The following is a 21,175-nucleotide window of genomic DNA, read 5'->3' as shown; positions in this document are numbered from 1 at the left end:
TCTCCCGTCAGTCCGCCAGCATCCGCAGGCCGGGCCCCGCGCCCGGCCGCCCCAGCAGCAATTCCGTCAATGCCCAAACCAGCGCATCGGCCCGATCCGGCGAACTCCCCGGCCCCACATAGCCGCCGCCCGAAATCAGCCCGCACATCTCATCTTCCAGCTGCGGAAACGCCCCCGCATGCCGAACCCGGCCCGCGCCATACAAAGCCGCCACCGGCTCCGCCCGGGCCACCTTGCCCTTGGCCGCCCGCACCTGCTTCAACGGCAATTCCCGGCACGCCGCCTTCAGCACCGTTTCCACCATCGCCCCGCCGTTGTTCACTTCCGCCACAACCCGGTCCGCCTCGAACCGCCGATAGGCGCTCGCCACCGCAGCCGCCCACACCTCCGGCGAAACGGCAGACAGGCTGGCATCCGCCACCACATGCGCCACACCGTCGGCATCCAGCCCGGCCACCACGATCCCACACCCGCCCGGCCCGGCGGGCGGGTCCACCCCCACCACCACCCGAACCAGCGACGGCACCTCGGCCTCCCGGCAGCGATCCAGGCCGTCCAGCGTCCACAACGCGCCCTCGCGCGCCTCCAGCAACTCCCCCAGCAGCTCCTGCCGCCCCAAAGAGGTGCCGCCATAATTTAGCGTCACATCCGCCAGATACTGCCCCGGCAGATGCGCCCGGTTGTCGAACGTCGAGCCGCGCGTCACCACGGTGCCCGGCGCCTTCATCAAATCCCGCAGCAGCGGAATCGGCCGGGGCGTCGTCGTCGCGACAATGCGCGGATGGCTGCCCAGCCGCAGCCCCATCCGCAGCATGTCCAGTGTCTCCCTCGCATTCGGCCAGGCCCCCAACTCATCGCACCAGGCGAAATGAAACTGCGGCCCGCGCAACTGGTCCGGCTCCAAGGCCGAAAACAGCGTCGCCCGCGCCCCGTTCGGCCACAACAACGTCCGCCGCCCCGCCTGCCACACCGGCCTGAACCCGCCTCCCCCCACCGCCAGCAAGCCAGACTCGCCCTCGATCATCACCCCAAGCCCGTCCTTGGCCGTCTGCCCCACCAGAGCGATGCGCGCACCAGGGTGGCGGCGCGCCTGCGCCGCCACCCATTCCGCTCCAGCGCGGGTCTTGCCAAAGCCGCGCCCGGCAAGGATCAACCACAGGGACCAGTCCCCGTCAGGTGCCAGCTGCGCCGGTCGCGCCGTCCAGCCCCATGCCCGCATCAGCCCCAGCCGCCGGGAAGTATCCAGATCGGTCAACAGTCCCGCACGCCGGCCAACAGGCAACCGGGCAAAGCGCTCCATCAACGAAAGCCCGCGCATCACCCCGCCCGCCTTTCGCCCCGGAAGCACCAACCCGCCCGCCGCAACCCCTCAGTCGCAATTTCGGAGCATGCCCGAATCTCTAATCCAGACCGTCACGATTGTCAAGATGAATTTTACCATATTGGTTTTCATAGAAAGCCGCCAACCGATCCAATGCCAGTCCCAGCACCAGCTTCCCCGCCCGCACCGGCCACCCCAGCCCCCGCTCCGCATCCGCCAGCCCCTCGCCCTCGCAAGCCACCCGCCACAGAATGTCGGACAATCCCGGCCCAACAGCCGCCAGCGCCGCATCAAACCGCCGCTTCGCATCGATCGCCCCCAGCGATTGCGCATGCGCCCCATCGCGCCAGCCGTCAGACCGCCCGCCCGGCGAAGGGTCCCAGCGCATCGTTACCCGCGCCGCCAGCCCCGCCCGGCCATGATCGGCACGTAGCCGCTCGGCGGCCGCCACCTGCACCGGCGTCAGCATCCCCCGCCGTGCCAACCAGCCAACAGGCGATTCGGTCAGATTCACCGCTACCAGCTGCCGGTCCACCGCGTCCGAAGGCGGCAACACCCGCCGCCCGATCACCCGATTTGGATAGTCAATTGCATCCACCATGGCACCACTCCTCTCGACAGAGCGTCCGAACTGCCATATTGGTCATTCTGTAGGACAGAATCAAACCGGAGACTTTTCAAATGATGAGCCGCCTCAGGGAAATCCGCAAATCGCGCGGGCTTACATTGGCCGAAGTCGCCGCCCTCTGCTCGCCACCAACCACGGCGGTCACAATCGGCCGCCTCGAAACCGGCACCCGCCAACTCACCGTGCCATGGATCGAAAAGCTCGCGGTCGCCCTGCAAGTCGAACCGCGCGAACTCATCGCGCAAGAAGGCGACACCGCCATCGCCGTCGCCGCCCAACTCACGGCCGATGGCGCACAACCGCTCAGCGAACAGCTGCAGATCCACGCCCCCACCCCGCTCGCAGGCACCATCGGCCTCATGGTCCGCGATTCGCAGGGCGATTACCGCGCCGGGGATCAACTCTGGCTCGAACAACTCCCGCCGGATCGCTTCGCAGAGGCCGTCAACACGGATGTCCTCATCCCGCGTCAGGTCGGCCGCTTCATCTTCGGCCGCCTCGTCGCCACCGAAGGCAACCGCCTGCACCTGCTCCCAGCCCGCCCCGGCGCCCGGCAAACCGTCATCGCAGACGCCCCATGGATCGCCCGCGTCCACTCCCTCATCCGCCGCCTCTAACCGCAAAACACCCTACTACAGAGAGGCTTGGCGGCCCCGTATCTCCCACTATGCTTGGGCCATGGGATGGGATTCTGAAATCGAAGAGCTGCGTCAGCGGCAACATCTGGCCCGGCAGATGGGCGGCCCAGACAAACTCGCTCGTCAAGCTGCGGCAGGCCGAATGGATGTTCGCGCCCGAATCGCGGCAGTGGCCGATTCCGGCACCTTCCGTGAAATCGGCGAGCTGTCAGGCTTCGCCAGCTACGGCCCGGAAGGGGAGATGCAGGCATTCCTCCCCGCCAACTTCCTGTTCGGCCGCGCAGAGATAGACGGCCGCCCCGTCGTCGTCACCGCAGACGATTTCACCGTGCGCGGCGGCGCGGCAGACGCCGCCCTCCACCGCAAGCTGCTCGAAGCGGAACGTCTCGCCACCGAATATCGCATGCCGCTCATCCGCATGATCGAGGGCACCGGCGGCGGCGGCTCGGTCAAAACGCTCGAAAACATGGGCCACACCTACATCCCCGAAATCCCCGGCTGGGAAGCAATGGTCGCCAACATGTCGCAAGTGCCGGTGGTGGCGCTCGGCCTGGGCCCGGTCGCCGGTCTGGGGGCCGGGCGCATGGTCATGGCCCACTACAGCCTGCTGGTCGATGGCCTGTCGCAAATGTTCGTCGCTGGTCCGCCGGTCGTCGCCGCCGCAGGCGAAGTCCGCACCAAGGAAGATCTCGGCGGGGCCGCCATCCACGCCCGCAACGGCGCCGTGGATGACAGGGTCGGCTCAGAAGCGGAAGCGTTCGAACGCCTCCGCCGCTTCCTCAGCTATCTGCCCTCCAGCGTCGATAAACTCCCCGCGCGGGTGAAGGGCCGTGATCGCCCTGCCCGCCGCGAATCGTGGCTGAACGACGCCGTCCCGCGCGATTCGCGCCGCCTCTACCCCATCCGCCCCATCGTCGAAGCCATTGTCGATAAAGGCAGCTGGTTCGAAATCGGCCGGGAATGGGGGCTGGGCGTCGTCACCGGCCTCGCCCGGCTCGATGGCTATGCCGTGGCGGTAATCGCCTCCAACCCCGAAGCGCTGGGCGGCCTGTGGACAGCCGCAACCGCCCGCAAGGTCGAACGCATGGTGGACCTCGCCGATACCTTCCACCTGCCCGTCGTGCATCTGGTGGACAACCCCGGCTTCCTGATCGGGCGGCGCGCCGAAGACGAGGCCACCATCCGCTGGGGGAGCCGCACGCTGGCCGCCATCTATCAGGCCAGCGTGCCCTGGGCGACCGTGATCCTGCGCAAGGCCTATGGCATGGCCGGCTCCGCCCACGCCCCGGCAGACCGGTTCCGCTGGCGCATGGCATGGCCCAGCGGAGACTGGGGCAGCCTCCCCATCGCAGGCGGGCTGGAAGCCGCCTACAAAAGCGAACTGGATGCCGCCGAGGATCGAGCTGCGAAACTCGCCGAAATCCGCGCCCGGCTTGAACGCGTGCGCAGCCCCTTCCGAACGGCCGAACGCTTCGGCGTCGAAGCGATCATCGCACCCGAAGAAACGCGGGAAGAATTGTGCGCCTTCGCCGCAACCGCCCAAAGGGCATTAAAGCCCGGCGCAAAGGCCAGAGGCCTGCGCCCCTAAGAATTGTAAGGGATTTTGACAGTGTGGCCTAAACACTGCCAATTCTTTCGTATCAGGATCGCAAACTAACCAACCGCTTAGCGGCGTTAACCCTGTTCGGCACACTTCTTGCTGCACTGCAACGGGTCTTCTTCATCGACAGAGGAAACGAAATGCGCAAGCGACTGACGGCAATCTGCATCATGTCCGCACTTGCGGGCACGTCCGCTCAGGCTGCGGGCCTCATCTACAGCAACCCCGGCGTCGCCATCAGCAAAAGCTACAGCTTCGAAAAGCTCACCGATGGCGATCTGCTCATCAGCTTCGTGGGCAGCACGGCGGGCTACAAAAGCTATCTCGGCGTCGTCGTGAACGGCGTCGATCTCGGCCTCAGCCTCAGCAACAAAGTGGCCCGCGGCACCACATGGAACTATGGTTGGGTCGAGGCAGGCTCCAGCATCTCCTTCTATCTTGATGTCACCAACACCGGAGAGACCTATTTCTCGAACTCCTCGCTGAACTCCGATGGCCTCAACCACCTCTATGCCGACGCCTACAACGGCGGAAACCGTATCGGCGGCAAATGGTTCGCCCGCATCCAATATGCAGCGATCGGCTTCGAAGACATGCAGGGCGGCGGCGACAATGACTATGACGATGCCCGCTTCATCGCACAGGAAGTCGGCTTCATCGAATATGACCCTGCCCTGGAACCGGCAGCCTGGGCCATGATGATCGCTGGCTTCGGCCTCGTCGGCGGCGCAGCCCGCCGTCGCAAACGCCCGGCCTGACCAACTCCGGGCGGGCCGGCAGCCCGCCCCTACTCCCGGCGCACCCGCTCCAGCCGCTCCCGAACATAGGGATAGCCGATCCCCTCAGGAATGCTCAGCCAGCCATCCTCCAATATGTCAGGCTGAACGAACGGCGGCGGAGTCTCATCCGCCAGCAACGCCGCCGCACTGGCAAACTGCCCCAACCGCGCAATGTTGCAGCGGGTGGGAAACAACAGGCTGATCAGCCCCTCGTCCGCTTCCCGCAGCAACAGCGCAGGTGTGGCCCAGCGCGCATGCACGGCCTCATGCCCATCCGCCAGCATCACCTCGCCCTCGGGCAAAGCCGCCACATAAAAGCGCGTGTCGAACCTTTTGTGCAGCCCCATCGGCGGCAACCAGCGCGCAAAAGGCCGCAGCACGGCGGCATCCAGACTGTGCCCGATCTCACCCAGCAATTCCGCAAAGCCGATCGCATGGCTGTCTGAGGCAGGCCGAAGCCGGGTGCGCGTGCCATGATCCACCACCGGCCCGGCGGAAAACAGGATGCCGGATTCCTCAAACGCTTCGCGCGCGGCAGCCACCCGGGCAATCGCGTCATCGGGCGCAAGCCCGGCAAATCCGATAAAGGCCTCCGTGGAAGGCGCATCACCCGGATCGACCTTGCCGCCCGGAAAGGCGATCGCTCCACCGGCGAACCCCATTCCCTTCGCCCGCTCGATCGCCAAAATCTCAAGTCCGTCGGCGCCATCGCGCACAACGATCACGGTGGCGGCGGCAATCGCGCCTGCAGGGTCTGGACTGGTCATTGCCGGATACTATTAGGAAGACCTCCGGCAGGTGTCGCCGCAGATTTTTCGGGGGTTTCAGGTGGAAGAGTCGATTCAGCCAACCGCGCTGCAGTGGGACGGACGCGACGCGCGGGCACTGCTGGCGCTGGAGCGGCTTGATCGGGATCTGTTCCGCAACCGGTTGAACCATCGCAACGCGAATGACGCGCTGTTCGGCGGTCAGGTGCTGGCACAAGCGCTCATGGCCGCCATCGCAACGGTGGGGGAAGGCTCCGGTGCAGGCGGCGCGCGCAGCGTCCACTCGCTGCACGGCTATTTCCTGCGCGCGGGCCGCGCCCATGCCCCCGCCATCTATCAGGTGGACCGCACCCGAGACGGCGGCCGCTTCTCCACCCGCCGCGTCACCGCCGTGCAGGAAGGCGAGCCGATCTTCCACATGGAATGCAGCTTCCACGCAGAGGAACGCGGCTATGATCATCAGGCGCAGCTACCCCCCGGCATCCCCCGTCCGGACGATCTGCTGACCCTGCCCGAACTCGCCGACACCATGGCCGCCGAACTGCCGGACTGGATCCGCGTCCGCTGGCGCGGGCAGTTGGGCACGATCGAAGTCAAACCCGCCAACCCCCGCTCCTTCCTGCAACAGCCCGAAGGCCCCGCCAACCGCGCGATCTGGATGCGCCTGCCCAGCGGCGCAGGCGCAGGCCCGGCCGAACAGGCGGCCCTGCTCGCCTATTTGTCGGATTACTGGCTCGCGGGCACGGCGGCGCTCCCCCACACATTGCCCATGCCCAGCCCCAGCCTGTTCATGGCCAGCCTCGATCATGCGATGTGGTTCCTCCGCCCCGCACGCGCCGATGAATGGCTGCTGTTCGCCTGCGAAAGCCCGTCGGCCCAAGCCGGTCGCGGCCTCTCCCGCGCCCTGATCTACGCCGAAGACGGCACACTGGTCGCCAGCACCGCACAGGAAGCCCTCCTGCGCATCCGGGACGCATGATCGAAGCCGCGATCCGCATCGAAGGCACAGACCTCCTCATCAACGTAAAAGCCCGCCCCGGCGCCCGCACAGACCGCATTCGCGGCATCAAGGGCGGCCTCCTGCAAGTGGATGTGGCGGCCCCGCCAGAGGATGGCAAAGCGACCGAACGCCGCTGGCCTTTCTGGCCGAACGCTGCGGTGTGGCGCGCCGCGACGTGGAACTGGTATCCGGCGGGTTCGCCCGCTTCAAACGGATTCGAATCAAAGGCTTGACGACAGTGCCGGAGGCGCTGTTCACCGCCTGATCATTTCCCGCGCCCGTTCAGCATAGGCAATAATCGGCACATCAGACCGGCGGGTCGGGATGAAGACTGCAAAGGCTGCGAATGGTCGCAAACCCGCGCAGATTTCGAAATCCAAAAGGGCCTGGTGGAGACGAGGGGGATCGAACCCCTGACCTCAGCAGTGCGATTGCTGCGCTCTCCCATCTGAGCTACGTCCCCGTTCATCGCCGAGGGCCCAGGCCTTGGGAAGCCGGGCCTATAACGACGAGTCCGGGCCGATGCAATGGGCTGTTGCGCGCCAGCCGCTTCTCCCGGCGGAACCGGGCCTTGTTAATCCCCATTCCCATGCTAGCTTGGCTGCAAGTGCCTGAAGCCTCATCCGGCTTCCGGCGGGACAGGACGACGACGATGGCGGAGATGCGAGCCGGCACCACGCCCGGCAGCGGTGCCAGCATTGGCACCAATGGCGCGGAACAACCGCGAAACGGGCGGGCACAGGCCGCCGAACGGCGCATGCTGCGGGAACCGGATTCCCGGCTGGATTCACGACAGGGCAACAACCCGCGCGGGCCGTTCGCCGCACTGGATCTCGGCACCAACAATTGCCGCCTTTTGATCGCCCGCCGCATCCCCGGTCCGGCGGGTGAAACCGAATTTCAGGTGATAGATGCCTTCTCCCGAATCGTCCGGCTGGGCGAAGGGCTGATGCAATCGGGCCGCCTGTCCGATGCCGCAATGGACCGCGCCGTCGCCGCGCTGGCCGCCTGCGCCGATAAACTGCAACGGCGCGGCGTCATCCAGGTCCGCAGCGTCGCCACAGAAGCCTGCCGCCGCGCGGAAAATGGCGCGGAATTCGTCCGTCGCGTCTACGAGGAAACCGGCCTCGCGCTGGACGTGATCACCCCGGCGGAAGAAGCCCGGCTGGCCGTGCTCGGCTGCCAGACCCTCATCGATCCAAAAGCCCGCCGCACGCTGGTGTTCGATATCGGCGGCGGCTCCACAGAGGTCGTCCTGCTGGAACGGGTGAACGGCGGCCGCAACCAGCCGCCCTCCATCCGCATGGATTGCTGGATCAGTGTTCCATGGGGCGTCGTTTCGCTGGGGGAAACCGAACCGCTCGATGCCGGCAACCCCACAAGGCGGCTGGAAGCCTATCAGCGCATGAAAGCGCGCGTGGCAGAGCATCTCGCCCCGCTGAAGGCGCGGCTGAAGGGCGAAGTGCAACTGCTCGGCGCATCCGGCACGGTCACCACGCTCGCCAGCCTGAACATGGGCCTCCCGCAATATGATCGCAGGCAGGTGGACGGCTCGCTCGCCACCACCGCCGATCTGGTTGCGCTCAGCCACGACCTCGCCGTAAAAGCCCCGGACGAACGGGCGCTGATCCCCGGCATCGGCACGGATCGCGCCGATCTGGTGGTCGCCGGCGCCGCCATCCTGGAAGCCCTGATCGATCTGGGAAGCGCCCCACAATTGCGCGTCGCAGACCGGGGCATTCGCGAAGGAATCCTCAGAAGCATGATGGCCCGAGACGACAGAGGCAAAACCACCCCCCGGGACAACAGGGCAAGGCAAAACCGCCGCCCAGACAGCGCACGGGCAGCACGGCCATGACAGGGCGCAGCGGCGGCGGCCGCACCGGCGGCCGGTCGCTCGGCGGCCGCACCCGGTTGAAATCCCGGCGCGGACGCTCCAACAGCTCTGCCCGCTGGCTCGAACGGCAACTGAACGACCCTTATGTGAAACGCGCCCAACTCGAAGGCTGGCGCGCCCGCGCCGCCTTCAAGCTGATCGAACTCGATGAACGCTTCGATCTGCTCCAAGGCGCAGACCGCGTCGTAGACCTCGGCGCTGCCCCCGGCAGCTGGAGTCAGGTCGTGCTGAAACGCCGCCCCAAAACCACCGTCGTCGGCATAGACCTGCTCGAAATCGAGCCACTCGCGGGCCTGAATTTCGTTCAGGGCGACTTCCTCGCAGACGGCATGGACGACAAACTCATCGAGCTGATGGGCGGCCAGGCCGACCTCGTGATGTCAGACATGGCCGCAAACACCGTCGGCCACCCCCCCACAGACCATCTGCGCACCATGGCGCTGGTGGAAGCCGCAGCAGACTTCGCCGTCCGCGTCCTCCGCCCCGGCGGCACCTTCGTCGCCAAGGTGCTGGGCGGCGGCGCTGAAGGCCCGCTGGTCGCAGAACTGAAACGCCGCTTCGAAAGCGTCCGCCACGCCAAACCCCCTGCCAGCCGCAAAGAATCCAGCGAAACCTATCTGGTCGCCATGGGCCGCAAGACCGACGCGCAGGGGTAGGCTGATTGCCTCCGGCCGGCAGGGAAATGATTTCCCTGCACCCTCAAAATTCACGTCGCGCCGCAACTCCTGTTCCGTGAGGGTGATCAGATTCGATTGCCTGCGGCGCACCGCAGCCCTCTCCCCCTGTAAGGGGGAGAGTTGGAGAGGGGGTGTCACCGGTTGGCCTGATCCACCAACATCCCAACAACCATCACGCCGGACTTGATCCGGGGTCCAGCTGTTTTTCGACAATGTTGGAGCAGAAAAGCGAGGCCCCGGATCAAGTCCGGGGTAAGAACGAAGGGGCAACAGTGCCCCGCCTCCTCAGGCGATATCGAACCGCCCGGCATAAAGCAGCCGCCCTGGCCCCAGCCGGGCCAGCACTTCGTTCAGGCTGCCATTGCCTTCATCGAAGGCAAAGCAGCCTTCGGATCGGCCGATCTTGCCATGCTGGCGCGCCATCGCGTCAGAGACATACCAGGCCCCGTGGATCACGATGGCGCGGGCTTCGGCATTGTTGTTGCTGGCCTCCAGCCCGATCAGCCGCTGCGAGCGGCCATGCTTGCCGGAATAATAGTCGGCGGTGAGATAGCCGCCCGGCGAGGAGGCGTTAGAGCCGAAATCGTTGGAGAAGCGCTCCACCCAGCCGCTGTGATCGGGGTCGGAGCCACGACCGTGGCTGACGAGATGGCTGCTGGCGCGGCCACTGGCCATGTCCACCAGATAGAAGCGCGGCGACCGCGAGGGCGATGCGAAATCGGCGATTCCGACCAGATCGCGATGCAGGGTGGCGTTGCCGTGCTTCTGCAAACCCTCGCGCGCGACATCGGCGAGGCTGCGCTGCGGGGCAGCAAGCGCGGGGGCCGCGCCGAGGGCAGCGGCGGCACCGAGCAGGGCCCGGCGGGACATGGAGAGATGGCGACCGTTCATTGCCGCCAAGATAAAAGTATGAAGGCGTCCGGGGGCAAGGGCCTGTCGGCAGGCCGTGTGACAGCATCGGCGGGCCGTGCAGTCTTGCTGCTTTTCGCAGGGTCTCCGTATGGGCCGGCCGCGCTAGGCAGGCCTTTTCCGGCAGGAGCAGACCATGCGGGCCATTGTCGCTGAAACTCTCGAGTCCCTCGCCAGCTATGCCGAGCGCGAGGTGCCGGAACCCGAAGCCGGGCCGGGACAGGTGCTGATCCGGGTGGCGGCCTGCGGCGTGGGCTATGTGGATTCGCTGGTGGCGCTGGGGCGCTATCAGGTGAAGCCGCCGCTGCCGCATGTGCCGGGGCAGGAAGTGGCGGGCGTGGTGGCGGCGCTGGGCGAAGGCGTGACGGGCCTTGCCGTCGGCCAGCGCGTGACGGCGATGGCCGGGCGCGGCTTCGCCGAACTGGCCGTCGCGCCTGCGCCGATGGTCTGGCCCATCCCGGACCGGCTGCCTTTCGCGGAAGCCGCCGCGCTGCCGCTGAATTACCTGACGGCGCTGCACGGGCTGAAGGATCGCGCCCGGCTGACCGCCGGGGAAACGCTGCTGGTGCTGGGCGCGGCGGGCGGAGTCGGCTCGGCTGCGGTGCAATTGGGCAAGGCGTTGGGGGCAAAGGTGGTGGCGGCGGCCTCCGCGGCAGACAAGCGCGACTTCGCGCTGGCGCAAGGCGCGGACGCGGTGATCGACACTGCGCAGGACGGCTGGCGGGATCGGCTGAAGGCGGCCTGCGGCGGAAAGGGTCCGGATGTCGTGTTCGATCCCGTGTGCGGCCCACTGTTCGAACTGGCCTTCCGTTCCCTGCACTGGCGCGGGCGGCATCTGGTGGTGGGTTTTGTCGGCGGGCCGATCCCGGCGCTGCCCGCGAACCTCACGCTGATGAAGGGCGCGGCGCTGATCGGCGTGGATGTGCGACAGCACATATTGTTCGACGGCCGCGAAGTGCCGGGGCAGATGGCAGAGCTGCTTGCGATGGCGGCAGACGGGCGCATCCGCCCGGCCGTCGGCACGGTGCATGACTTCGCGGATTTCGGCGCGGCGCTGAACGCCGCCATTTCCGGGCAAGGCTGCGGCAAAGCCGTGCTGCTGGTGGGCGGCGAAGGGCTTGCCTGAACGGCGGCCGGGCGGTAGGAGCGCGTCACCCGTTGGGGAGTAGCATCCGGCGAGACAGCCGGGGTGGTGTCAACAGGCTCGTGGCCGGATCCCGATCCGCCCGCGTGGCACCATCAGCGGACCGGCCCGAAAAGGCAGGCCCGCGTTGCGAGACCATCGCCGTCCACCGCCGCACCGGGCGGAGGTGGGCGCGTGTCTCGCCCGCCCGGAGGAGCCTGCCCTCAATGACCCCGATTGCCATCCTCATCCTGTCGCTCAGCATGTCCACCGATGCCTTCGCCGCCGCCGTGGGGCGTGGCGCGGCGCACCGCCCCACATGGCCCGTCGCGCTGAAATGGGGGCTGGTGTTCGGCATCATCGAAGCGATCACCCCGCTGATCGGCTATGCGCTGGGCTCGTTCGCGGCGAGCTATGTGCAGGCGATCGACCATTGGATCGCCTTCGTGCTGCTGGCGCTGGTGGGCGGCCACATGATCAAGGAATCGTTCGAGGCACCAGACGCAGAGGAAGCGGACACGCCGAAACGCGGTGGGCCGCTGGGGCTGGTGCTGACGGCCATCGGCACCAGCATCGACGCGGCGGCTGTCGGCGTGGGCCTTGCCTTCATCGGCGTGAACATCTGGGTGGTGGCCGCCGCCATCGGCGTCTCCACCTTTGTGCTGACGACCATCGGCATGCTGATCGGCGCGGCCGTGGGCGTGCGCTTCGGCAAAAAGGCGGAACTGTTGGGCGGCATCGCGCTGATCTCTATCGGCCTCATCATTCTGGGCGAGCATATGGGCTGGCTGCCCGGTCTCTGAGATCAGGCTTACTGCCGGATGTCATGAAACTGACTGCAACTGCGCCTGGCGGCGCTGCCCCCTGGCTGATGGCGATCATGACGAATTCCAGAAGATGTCGGCGAATCGCCTGTGGGCGGGCTGGACCGGGCTGCTGGCGCAGGTGGAACGGCTGACGCGCCGGGTGGATTGCGATGATCTGCTGCAAGGGGCCTATGTGAGCCTTGCGGCGGGCGATGTGCGGCCCCGACAATGTGGAAGCCTATCTGTTGCGGACTGCGGAGGCCCGGGGCCGGGATGCCTGGCGGCGGGAAAAGCTGTGGGGCGCGGCCGACGGCGACGAGGGGCTGGAGGCGCTGAGCGACACCGCGCCCATTCAGGACGAGGTGATCATCGCCCGCGCGCGGCTGACGCGTGTGCGCGCAGGGATCGAGCATATGCCGCCCCGCACCCTGCCGTCGCGCCTGCCGCAGTAACGAACCTCAGCCGTTTGCAGGACGCCGCGCGACAAGGTCGATCAGCGCCGACATGCCGTTGTGGGCCGGGCCTTCCGCAAGCGCGCTGTCGTGCACGGCGAGGTGCTCGATCTGCCAGTCCGCGAACAACTCGCGCAGCAGCGCTTCGGTATAGAGATTCTCCACTGCCCCCGGCCCGCCGGTGCCGTAGGAGAGCTGTTCGTTGCGATAGCCCTGCAACAGGATCAGCCCGCCCGGCCGCACGGCGCGCTTCATGCCTTGGAACATGCGGGCGCGCGCATCCGGACCGAAGAACTGGATGAAGATGGCCACCACCGCGTCATAGTCGGCTTCCGGCCAGTCCCATTCGTCGAGGTCCGCGATCACGAAGTCCAGCGTCACGCCGCGCTTTGCGGCCAGCGCACGGGCCTTGGCCTGCCCCACCGGCGAAATGTCGGTCGCGGTCACGCGATGGCCCTGTTCCGCCAGCCAAACGCCATTGCGGCCTTCGCCATCCGCCACGGCCAGCACATCCGAACCGGGCGGCAACAGATGCGCCTGCTGGCTCAGGAACAGGTTCGGCGCTTCGCCGAACACAAGGCACTCGCTGTTGCCGAAGCGCGCGTCCCAGAAGGCCTGTGCGCCGGGGTCGGTTGCGGCCATCGCCTCAGGCCGTGCCATCTGCGGGGGCGAACTGGCGCGTGGCTTCCAGCGCCTTGGCCGCATACATGGCGCTGGGGCCTGCCCCCATGTAAACGGCCAGCCCCAAAGCTTCGGCCACTTCGGCTTCGCTCGCGCCGGATTTCACCGCTGCCTTCGCATGATAGGCCACACACGGGTCGCAGCGCACCGCGACGGAAATGCCCAGTGCGATCAGCTCTTTCGTTTTCGTATCCAGCGCGTTCGTGGTGGTGGCGGCCTGCGCCATCTGCGCGAAGGCCTTCATCACATCGGGCTGCAATCCGCGAAACGCAGCCAGCTGCGGGTTCATCTCCGCGATCAGTCCGGGCCAATCCTGTGCCATGTCTGTCTCTCCTTCTGTCGTTCGAGGGGCGGCTCAGGCCGCATCCGGCAATGGTTGGTGCGTCGGCGGCAGGCCATCATCCCGCAGGATGATGTAGATTGCAGGAATCACAAGCACCGTCAGCAGCGTGGAAGATGCCAGCCCGAACAGCAGACTGATGGCGAGGCCCTGAAAGATCGGGTCCATCAGGATGGTCGCTGCGCCGATCATCGCTGCCAGCGCCGTCAGCAGGATGGGCTTGAAGCGAATCCGCCCGGCCTCCAGCAGCACGTCGCGCATGGGTTTGCCCGGCGCGCGGGCGTGGTTGATGAAATCCACCAGCAGGATGGAATTGCGCACGATGATCCCCGCCAGCGCGATGAAACCGATCATCGAGGTGGCCGTGAAAGGCGCGCGGAACAGCATATGGCCGATCACGATTCCCACCAGAGTCAGCGGAATGGGGGTCAGGATCACCAGCGGCACCTTGAAGTTGCGGAACTGCGCCACGACCAGCACATAAATGCCCAGCAACGCCACCAGGAAGGCCCCGCCCATGTCGCGGAAGGTCACCCAGGTGATCTCCCACTCGCCATCCCATAGCAGGCTGGGCACGCTTTCATCCGTCGGCTGGCCGTTCAGGCGGATCAGCGGCTTCACCAGCCCTGCCTTTGCCCAGTCGAACGCGTCGATGGCGTCGCGCACGGCGATCATGCCGTAAATCGGCGCTTCCTGCGTGCCTGCCAGTTCCGCCATCACCATGTCCGCGGCGCGACCGTTGCGGCGGAACAGCATATGGCTGCCCTCTGCCGTCTGCGCGGTGACCAGTTCGCCCAGTTCCACAAGGCGCGGCCCCGTTGGTGTGGCGGCAACGGCGGCCGGGGTGGCCTGTAACGCGCCGTTCCACTGCTTCGCGGATTGATCCAGCGAGACTTCGATCGGCAGTGGCACCTGCCCGCCGCCGCGCGGGGCATAGCCCGCCACCTGCCGCCCCATCACCGCACTCACGCTATCCAGCAACTGCCGTTCAGACAGGCCCAGATGATCGATCGCAACCCGGTTCGGCAGCAGTTGCAGCTGCGGCGCAGGGGTGCGGAAGCTGTTCTGCACATCGACGATGAAATCCACGCTGCGGAACAGTTTTTCCACCTGCATCGCAGTCGCGCGGCGGCTGGCTTCATCCGGCCCGTAGATTTCCGCCAGCAGCGTCGCCATCACCGGCGGACCGGGTGGCGTTTCCACCACGCCCAGCGTCGCGCCCGGCGGCAGCGGCACCGCCTTCAGAGCGGCGCGCAAGGCAAGCGCGACCTCATGGCTGGACCGCGCCCGGTCAGATCGGTGCTGCAGCGTGATCATCACATCGCCCTGATTGGGATCGCGGCGGAGGAAATAATGGCGGACAAGGCCGTTGAAGTTGAACGGCGCGGCGGTGCCCGCGTTCAGGTCCATCGCCGTCACTTCGCCCTGCCGCCCGGCAATGCCCGCCAGCGCGATCAGCGTGCGCTGCGTGTCTTCAAGGCTGGTGCCGGGCGGCATGTCCAGCACCAGTTGCAGTTCCGACTTGTTGTCGAACGGCAGCAGCTTCACCGTGACGGCGCGAAAATAGAACATGGAACCGGCGACGAGCGTGGCAACGCCCACCACGAGCAGGAAGGCCAGCGCCGTGCCGCGCGTGGCGATCACCCGCTTCGCCACCGCTTCATAGGCCCGCCCCAGCTTGCCGCCATGCGCATCAGCCGCATGATGATCGACACCGAAGATCGTCATCCGCGCAAAGCGCACCATCAGCCAGGGTGCGATGATCACGGCGACGAAGAACGAGAAGATCATCGCTGCAGAGGCGTTCACCGGAATGGGGGCCATATAAGGCCCCATCAGGCCGGAGACGAACAGCATCGGCAGCAGCGCCATCACCACAGTGAGCGTGGCGACGATGGTGGGATTGCCCACTTCCGCGACGCCATCGATGGCGGCCTCGATCCGGCCGCGCCCGTCTCGCATCGCCCAATGGCGGGCGATATTCTCGATGATGACGATGGCGTCATCCACCAATATGCCGATGGAGAAGATCAGCGCGAACAGGCTGACGCGATTGATGGTGTAACCCATCAGCTTGGAGGCAAACATGGTGAGCAGGATGGTGGTGGGGATGACGATGGCTGTCACCGCCGCTTCCCGCCAGCCGACCGCGAAGCCCACCAGAATCACGATGGAGACGGTGGCGAGCGCGAGGTGGAAGATCAGCTCATTCGCCTTTTCGTTCGCCGTCTCGCCATAGTTGCGGGTCACTTCCACCCGCACACCGTCAGGAATCAGGCTGCCTTTCAGGCTCTCCAGCCGGGCGACCGCCGCTTCCGAAACAGTCACCGCGTTCGCACCCGTGCGCTTGGCGATGGCGATGGACACCGCCGGGGCCAGCGTGAAGCTGCCCTGCTCGTCGCGCGTCATGCGCCAGCTGCGGGCCTGATCGTCCGATCCGCCCTGCTCCACCCGCGCCACGTCAGACAACAGCACCGGCGCGCCGGAGACAGAGCGCAGCTGCAACCATTGGAGGTCGGCCGCCGAGCGAACCTGCCCGCCCGCCACCAGCAGGTCGGCCTCTCCCCGGTTGCGGACGGTGCCCGCCGGGAAGCTGCGCGAGGATTGCTGCACCGCTTCGATCACCGCGGACAGCGGCACGCCATGCGCTGCCAGCCGCGCCGGATCGGGCACGATGCGGATCGCCTCCGACCGGCCACCGACAAGGAAGGTCAGCCCGACATCCGGCACCTTCAGCATTTCCGATCGCAGCCGTGCGGCCAGCTGGCGCAACTCCCGGTCCGACCAGCGATCCGCCACGCCCGGTTCGGGCGACAGGGTGAGAACGAGGATCGGCACATCGTCGATCCCGCGCACCGTCACCTTCGGCCACGGCACGCCGGGCGGCGCGCGGTCGGCATTGGCGTCCAGTCGTTCGGAGACGCGGATGGCCGCATCCTCCGGGCGGGAGCCGACTTCGAAACGGGCCGTTACCAGCACGCCATGGTCGCGCGCCTGCACATAGACATGCTCGACGCCGGGGGTCGCCAGCAGGATTTCCTCCAGCGGCTTGCCGACATGCTCCACCGCATCGGCTGCCGACATGCCGGGAACCGACAGTTCCAGATCGACCATCGGCACCGAAATCTGCGGCTCCTCCTCGCGCGGGATGGTCATGATGGCGAGCAGCCCGATGAGCAGGCTCGCCAGCAGCAGCAGCGGCGTGAGGGGGGACTGGATCGTCGCCTTCGTCAGCCGACCAGCCACCCCCAGTGGCACGGCGGGGCGAGTCATTTTCCAGCCCCTGCGTGCGGCGCGAGGATCATGTCTCCGCCATGCAGGCCCGAGAGAATTTCCACCCGGCCATCGGCCAGCGGGCGCACCTCCACCGGCACATCGGCGGCGCGCTTGCCGTCTGCCGACAACAGGCGTACGAAGCGCAGGCCGAAGCGCTGTTCCACGAAGCGGGCGGGAACGGCCAGCCCCTCGCGCGCGCCGGCTTCCACGGCGGCGGCCACGCGCTGGCCAACCAGTTCGGGGCTGAGGCCCGAAACCGTCACGTCGGCGCGGGTCCGCCCATCGCTGACGCCGGGGTAGATTCGGACAATGCGGCCGATCGCCGTTTCACCTGCCGCCTGCCCCGCAAGCCCGCTCACATGCACCTCGGCACCCGCCCGCAGCCGGGCGGCCAGCCCTTCGGGCACGTCCAGCCGCACGATGGGCGGCCCGGCTGTGATGGTGGCGATCAGCATCCCCGGCGCGACGGCCGAGCCTTCCGGCACATCGGCCACGAGAACGGTTCCGGCGGCTGGCGCGCGAACCACGCCTTGCCCCTCCACCGCCTTCACCGCCCCCTGCTGGGCGCGGGCTGCCGCTAGCATGGCATTGGCCGCGCGCGAGGCGGCCTGCGCCTCGTCCAGCTTCGCCTGCGCATAGACGCCTTCGCGGTGCAGGAAACGGATTCGATCCAGATCGGCCTTCGCGCGCGCAGCCTGCGCTTCGGCAGCCGCCGCGCCTGCCCCCTGCGCTGCGGCCTCCTGCGTCAACCGGCTGTCGGTGATGAGGGCGATTGGCTGCCCGGCGGAAACGCGGCTGCCCGCGTGTACGTTCAGAGCCGTCAGTACGCCCGGAATCCGCGCCCGCGCCTCTGCCATATCGCGCGTTGTGACGGTGGCGGGCACCTCGGCCAGATCCGGTAATTGCTGCGGCCGCAGGGTGAAGCGCTCGCCTGTCACGACGGCTTGCGGCGGCACGGCGGCGGGTTCCCCACTGCCGCACGCCGAAAGGGCCAGCGCCAGCGGAGCCGTCAATAGCAGGTGGGCGCGCATGATCAGGCCCCGCGCTCGACGGGCAGCCCGGCCGCCGCCCATGCGGACATGCCGCCTGCCAGATGCCCGTCGACTGCGGCGCGCGCCGAATCGCATGCGGCCATCGCCCGTGCAGAGCGCCCGCCAGCCGCGCAGTTCAGCACCAGCTTGCGGCCCTTTGCATCCGGCAGTTGTGCGGGGGAAAAGCGCGAGAGCGGAAGGTTGATCGCGCCCGGAATATGGCCAGCCGCGAACTCATGCGGCTCGCGCACGTCCACCACCAGCACCTCGCCCGCCGTCACCATGCCGCCCAGCGCCTGTGCGCCGATGTCACGCGGGCTGGCCTTCCTGCCGAATCCGAACATGTTTTCGTCTCCTGAATTCATACTTGCATATATTCTATATTACTAATATATAGTCAAGACACCGGGTCACATTCCGGGCAAAATTCAGGCGCCGACTGGCGGGGAGATCGGGCGAGATGGCACTGCCGAAGATTATCGTTCTGGGCGCCGGACTGGGCGGCACCATTGCCGCTTATGAAGTGGCCGACGCTGTAAAGGGTCGCGCGGAACTGATGGTGGTTTCCAATTCCGATGATTACTGGTTCGTGCCGTCGAACCCGTGGGTCGCGGTGCGCTGGCGGGAGCCGGAGGCGATCCGCGTGCACCTGCCGCCGGTGATGAAGAAAAAGGGCATCGGCTTCACCTCCGTTGGGGCAAAGCGGGTGCATCCGGCCGAAAACCGGCTGGAACTGAACGACGGCACCAGCCTTTCCTATGACTGGCTGGTAATCGCGACGGGGCCGGACCTCGCCTTCGACGAGATTCCGGGCTTCGGGCCGGCAGCCAACACCATTTCCATCTGCCAGACCGATCATGCCGCTGCCGCCGCAGACCTGTTCGACCGGCTGGCCGAAGACCCCAAACCGGTGATCGTGGGGGCGGCGCAGGGCGCGTCCTGCTTCGGCCCGGCCTATGAATTCGCCATGCTGGTGGATACCGAGCTGAAGCGCCGCAAGGTGCGGGACAAGGTGCCGATGACGTTCGTCACCTCTGAACCCTATATCGGCCATCTCGGGCTGGACGGTGTCGGAGATACCAAGGGCCTGCTCGAATCCGAAATGCGGGAACGTCATATCAAATGGCTCACCTCCAGCCGGATCACTTCGGTCGATCCGAACATGATGCATGTGGAGGAAATCGGCGACGACGGGCAGGTGAAGAAGGCGCATGACCTGCCGTTCGGGCTGGCGATGATGATGCCGCCGTTCCGGGGCGTGCCCGCCGTGTTCGGCATCGAAGGGCTGACCAACCCGCGCGGCTTCATTCTGGTGGACAAGCATCAGCGCAACCCCGGCTTCCGCAACGTGTTTGCGCTGGGCGTGTGCGTGGCGATCCCGCCGACCGGCCCCACCCCGGTTCCGGTCGGCGTGCCCAAAACGGGCTTCATGATCGAATCGATGGTCACGGCCGTCGCCCACAACCTGTCCGACCTGCTCGACGGCAAGGAGCCGGAGTTCGAGGCCAGCTGGAACGCCATCTGTCTGGCGGACTTTGGTGATGGTGGCGTTGCGTTCGTGGCCCAGCCGCAGATTCCGCCGCGGAACACCAATTGGTCGTCCAGCGGGAAATGGGTGCATGTGGCGAAAATCGCCTTCGAAAAATATTTCCTGCGCAAGGTTCGCAAAGGGGAATCCGAACCCTTTTACGAAAAGCTCGCCCTCGATGCGATGGGCGTGAAAAAGCTGCGCACCCGCAAGTAACAAGGAGAGATGCGATGAACATTGATCGTGCCGTTCTCGCCTTTGCCGGGGCCGTGGTTCTGGCCGGGCTGGCGCTGGGGCATTTCGTGAACCCGCTGTGGCTCTGGCTGTCGGCCTTTGCCGGGGCGAACATGATTCAGGCCGCTTTCACCGGCTTCTGCCCGGCCGCGATCATCTTCCGCAAACTGGGCCTGCGCCCGGGCAACGCCTTCCGCTGAGCACGCCAATGCGTTCGCCCGCCATCCGCCTGCTGATCACAGGGCTTCTGCTGCTGGGCGCGGCCCGGCCCGCCGCTGCCGTCTCTCTGGACGAGGCGCTGGCGGCGGCGCTCGCCTCCAACCCCACCATCGCCGAAGCCGATGCCAAGCTGGCGGCGGCGCGGGCGCGGGTGTCTCAGGCCGATGGCGCGCTGCTGCCCACGGCCACCCTTTCCGGCACTTATGGCGTGGGTCGGCTGGACCCGAAGGGCTATTTCGGCTTGCAGGCGGCGGATGTGAACCCGCGCGCAGCGCTTGCCAGCCTTGAGCAGCCGTTGTTCGCGGGCGGGCGGATTCTGGCCGGCCGCGAAGCCGCCCGCGCCGCGCGCCGCAGCGCAGAGGCGATGGCCGAACTCTCCCGCGCGCACATTTCCGTGGAAGTCGCCGCCGCCTATGCCGAAGTCGCCACCGCCCGGCGCGAAGCTGATCTGCGCCGCGCCCAGCTGGTGCAGATGCGCGAGATCGAGCGGCAGGCCGGGCTGCGCTACAAGGCGGGCGACGCACCCTCCACCGATCTCAGCCAGGCCCGCGCCCGGCGGGCAGAGGCAGAGGCCGGTCTGGAAGGCGCGGTTGCCGCCGAAGCCGGGGCAGTGGCGCGCTTCAACGCCCTGACAGGGCTGGAGCCGGATGCCCTCGGCCCGCTGCCGCCACCTCCGGCCGCACCGGCCAGCCGCGCGGCGGCTGTTTCCGCCGCGCTGGCCGCGAACCCCGCGCTGGCGGCTTCCGCAGGCGCTGCCCGCGCGGCGCAGGCGCAGGCCAGGGCCGCCACGGCGGATTGGCTGCCCAGCGTCGGTGCCTTCGCCGAGGCCTCCACCGTGCGGGACCAGTTCTTCCCCGATTACCGCGCCGATCAGGCCGTGGTCGGCGTGCGCGCCCGCTGGACCTTGTTCGACGGCGGGCGGCAGGGCCGCATCGCCGAGGCGAAGGCCAACGCCGCCGCAGCGCAGGCCGCAAACGAAGGCGCGCGCCGCGAAATCGAGGCCGAAACCATCGCCGCCTTCGAGGGTGTTTCCGCCGCGCAGCGGATGCTGGAAGCTGCCCGGCAACAGCAGGATGCAGCCGCAGAGGCGCTGCGCGCCACCCGGCTGGAAGTACAGACGGGTATGAAGCCGCAGCTGAGCCTGCTCGACGCCGAACGCGAGGCGCTGGATGCGGGCCTCGCGCTGATCCGCGCGGAAGGGCGTCTGCTGGTGGTGGGCTGGCAGCTGAAGGCGCTGACCGGGGCGTAAGGCCCCGGATGCCCTTCGCT

General features: G+C 67.2%; 22 protein-coding genes and 1 tRNA gene. 13 read left to right on the top strand and 10 right to left on the bottom strand.

The genetic code is table 11. The features are described from left to right. Window positions 1-7: 7 nt before the first annotated feature. Window positions 8-1,300, bottom strand: a complete 1,293-nt coding sequence (locus FJQ54_RS15690) for a DNA-packaging protein (protein ID WP_408006043.1) — start codon at window positions 1,298-1,300, stop codon at window positions 8-10. A gap of 100 nt (window positions 1,301-1,400) precedes the next feature. Then, window positions 1,401-1,922, bottom strand: a complete 522-nt coding sequence (locus tag FJQ54_RS15685; RefSeq protein ID WP_235890497.1) for a DUF6456 domain-containing protein — start codon at window positions 1,920-1,922, stop codon at window positions 1,401-1,403. An 80-nt stretch (window positions 1,923-2,002) separates the two neighbouring features. On the opposite strand from FJQ54_RS15685, the gene FJQ54_RS15680 reads away from it, so the two are divergent. The 3 genes from FJQ54_RS15680 to FJQ54_RS17880 all read left to right on the top strand — a co-directional run bounded on the left by FJQ54_RS15680 (window position 2,003) and on the right by FJQ54_RS17880 (window position 4,945). After that, entirely contained in the window at window positions 2,003-2,566 is a 564-nt protein-coding gene (locus tag FJQ54_RS15680) for a helix-turn-helix domain-containing protein (RefSeq protein WP_140929360.1), read from the top strand. A gap of 61 nt (window positions 2,567-2,627) precedes the next feature. Then, complete coding sequence (locus tag FJQ54_RS15675) at window positions 2,628-4,175, top strand: acyl-CoA carboxylase subunit beta (RefSeq protein WP_140929359.1); 1,548 nt, start codon at window positions 2,628-2,630, stop codon at window positions 4,173-4,175. Between the two features lie 152 nt (window positions 4,176-4,327). Then, window positions 4,328-4,945, top strand: coding sequence for a PEPxxWA-CTERM sorting domain-containing protein (locus FJQ54_RS17880; protein ID WP_140929358.1), 618 nt, complete (start codon window positions 4,328-4,330; stop codon window positions 4,943-4,945). Window positions 4,946-4,974: 29 nt separating this feature from the next. Here FJQ54_RS17880 and FJQ54_RS15665 read toward each other — a convergent pair whose 3' ends face one another. After that, window positions 4,975-5,733: an NUDIX hydrolase gene (locus tag FJQ54_RS15665; protein ID WP_140929357.1), complete on the bottom strand. Its 759-nt coding sequence runs from the start codon at window positions 5,731-5,733 to the stop codon at window positions 4,975-4,977. A 61-nt stretch (window positions 5,734-5,794) separates the two neighbouring features. On the opposite strand from FJQ54_RS15665, the gene FJQ54_RS15660 reads away from it, so the two are divergent. Together FJQ54_RS15660 and FJQ54_RS15655 are read left to right on the top strand one after the other, a co-directional pair. Next, window positions 5,795-6,712, top strand: a complete 918-nt coding sequence (locus tag FJQ54_RS15660) for an acyl-CoA thioesterase (RefSeq protein ID WP_235890496.1) — start codon at window positions 5,795-5,797, stop codon at window positions 6,710-6,712. Next, window positions 6,709-6,966 (top strand): DUF167 domain-containing protein, encoded by a 258-nt coding sequence (locus FJQ54_RS15655; protein WP_140929356.1) that lies wholly within the window; start codon window positions 6,709-6,711, stop codon window positions 6,964-6,966. The genes FJQ54_RS15660 and FJQ54_RS15655 overlap by 4 nt, the downstream gene beginning before the upstream one ends. A 154-nt stretch (window positions 6,967-7,120) precedes the next feature. Here the strand turns inward: FJQ54_RS15655 and FJQ54_RS15650 are convergent. Next, window positions 7,121-7,196, bottom strand: a tRNA-Ala gene (locus tag FJQ54_RS15650). 198 nt (window positions 7,197-7,394) lie between these two features. Between FJQ54_RS15650 and FJQ54_RS15645 the strand changes: the two genes are divergently transcribed. After that, on the top strand, window positions 7,395-8,591 hold the full coding sequence (locus FJQ54_RS15645; protein ID WP_408006042.1) for a Ppx/GppA phosphatase family protein: 1,197 nt from the start codon (window positions 7,395-7,397) through the stop codon (window positions 8,589-8,591). Further along, a complete protein-coding gene (locus tag FJQ54_RS15640; RefSeq protein ID WP_140929355.1) occupies window positions 8,588-9,286 on the top strand; it encodes an RlmE family RNA methyltransferase in 699 nt (232 codons plus the stop codon). The genes FJQ54_RS15645 and FJQ54_RS15640 overlap by 4 nt, the downstream gene beginning before the upstream one ends. Window positions 9,287-9,592: 306 nt before the next feature. Here the strand turns inward: FJQ54_RS15640 and FJQ54_RS15635 are convergent, their stop codons facing one another. Continuing rightward, window positions 9,593-10,198, bottom strand: a complete 606-nt coding sequence (locus FJQ54_RS15635; protein ID WP_140929354.1) for a murein L,D-transpeptidase catalytic domain family protein — start codon at window positions 10,196-10,198, stop codon at window positions 9,593-9,595. Between the two features lie 154 nt (window positions 10,199-10,352). On the opposite strand from FJQ54_RS15635, the gene FJQ54_RS15630 reads away from it, so the two are divergent. The 3 genes from FJQ54_RS15630 to FJQ54_RS15620 all read left to right on the top strand — a co-directional run bounded on the left by FJQ54_RS15630 (window position 10,353) and on the right by FJQ54_RS15620 (window position 12,597). After that, entirely contained in the window at window positions 10,353-11,342 is a 990-nt protein-coding gene (locus FJQ54_RS15630) for an NADPH:quinone oxidoreductase family protein (RefSeq protein WP_140929353.1), read from the top strand. A gap of 224 nt (window positions 11,343-11,566) precedes the next feature. After that, window positions 11,567-12,142 carry a manganese efflux pump MntP gene (locus tag FJQ54_RS15625; protein ID WP_140929352.1) on the top strand — a complete coding sequence of 192 codons (576 nt, stop codon included), beginning with the start codon at window positions 11,567-11,569 and terminating at the stop codon, window positions 12,140-12,142. 215 nt (window positions 12,143-12,357) lie between these two features. Beyond that, a complete protein-coding gene (locus FJQ54_RS15620) occupies window positions 12,358-12,597 on the top strand; it encodes an RNA polymerase sigma factor (RefSeq protein WP_207790443.1) in 240 nt (79 codons plus the stop codon). Window positions 12,598-12,603: 6 nt separating this feature from the next. On the opposite strand, the gene FJQ54_RS15615 is transcribed toward FJQ54_RS15620, so the two are convergent. Genes FJQ54_RS15615 through FJQ54_RS15595 form a run of 5 tightly spaced genes read right to left on the bottom strand, consistent with a single transcriptional unit; the run spans window position 12,604 to window position 18,269 of the window. Further along, window positions 12,604-13,239 carry an SAM-dependent methyltransferase gene (locus tag FJQ54_RS15615; RefSeq protein ID WP_140929350.1) on the bottom strand — a complete coding sequence of 212 codons (636 nt, stop codon included), beginning with the start codon at window positions 13,237-13,239 and terminating at the stop codon, window positions 12,604-12,606. 4 nt (window positions 13,240-13,243) lie between these two features. After that, window positions 13,244-13,600 (bottom strand): carboxymuconolactone decarboxylase family protein, encoded by a 357-nt coding sequence (locus FJQ54_RS15610; protein WP_140929349.1) that lies wholly within the window; start codon window positions 13,598-13,600, stop codon window positions 13,244-13,246. A 33-nt stretch (window positions 13,601-13,633) separates the two neighbouring features. Beyond that, the gene (locus tag FJQ54_RS15605; protein ID WP_140929658.1) at window positions 13,634-16,876 is read right to left on the bottom strand and encodes an efflux RND transporter permease subunit; all 3,243 of its coding nucleotides are present in this window, start codon (window positions 16,874-16,876) and stop codon (window positions 13,634-13,636) included. An 11-nt stretch (window positions 16,877-16,887) separates the two neighbouring features. Next, window positions 16,888-17,925, bottom strand: coding sequence for an efflux RND transporter periplasmic adaptor subunit (locus FJQ54_RS15600; RefSeq protein ID WP_140929348.1), 1,038 nt, complete (start codon window positions 17,923-17,925; stop codon window positions 16,888-16,890). A gap of 2 nt (window positions 17,926-17,927) precedes the next feature. Continuing rightward, complete coding sequence (locus tag FJQ54_RS15595; protein ID WP_140929347.1) at window positions 17,928-18,269, bottom strand: rhodanese-like domain-containing protein; 342 nt, start codon at window positions 18,267-18,269, stop codon at window positions 17,928-17,930. A 116-nt stretch (window positions 18,270-18,385) separates the two neighbouring features. Here FJQ54_RS15595 and FJQ54_RS15590 point away from each other — a divergent pair, with 116 nt between their 5' ends. From FJQ54_RS15590 to FJQ54_RS15580, 3 genes are read left to right on the top strand one after another with little or no spacing between them, the layout of a single operon-like run. After that, window positions 18,386-19,669 (top strand): NAD(P)/FAD-dependent oxidoreductase, encoded by a 1,284-nt coding sequence (locus FJQ54_RS15590; RefSeq protein ID WP_140929346.1) that lies wholly within the window; start codon window positions 18,386-18,388, stop codon window positions 19,667-19,669. 14 nt (window positions 19,670-19,683) lie between these two features. After that, window positions 19,684-19,887, top strand: coding sequence for a YgaP family membrane protein (locus FJQ54_RS15585; protein WP_140929345.1), 204 nt, complete (start codon window positions 19,684-19,686; stop codon window positions 19,885-19,887). A gap of 8 nt (window positions 19,888-19,895) precedes the next feature. Continuing rightward, window positions 19,896-21,155, top strand: coding sequence for a TolC family protein (locus FJQ54_RS15580; RefSeq protein WP_140929344.1), 1,260 nt, complete (start codon window positions 19,896-19,898; stop codon window positions 21,153-21,155). The last annotated feature ends 20 nt before the right edge of the window (window positions 21,156-21,175 follow it).

It is taken from the genome of Sandaracinobacter neustonicus, from assembly GCF_006385875.1.
Taxonomy (GTDB): Bacteria; Pseudomonadota; Alphaproteobacteria; order Sphingomonadales; family Sphingomonadaceae; genus Sandaracinobacteroides; species Sandaracinobacteroides neustonicus.
This window is presented reverse-complemented; position numbering and strand designations above follow the sequence as displayed.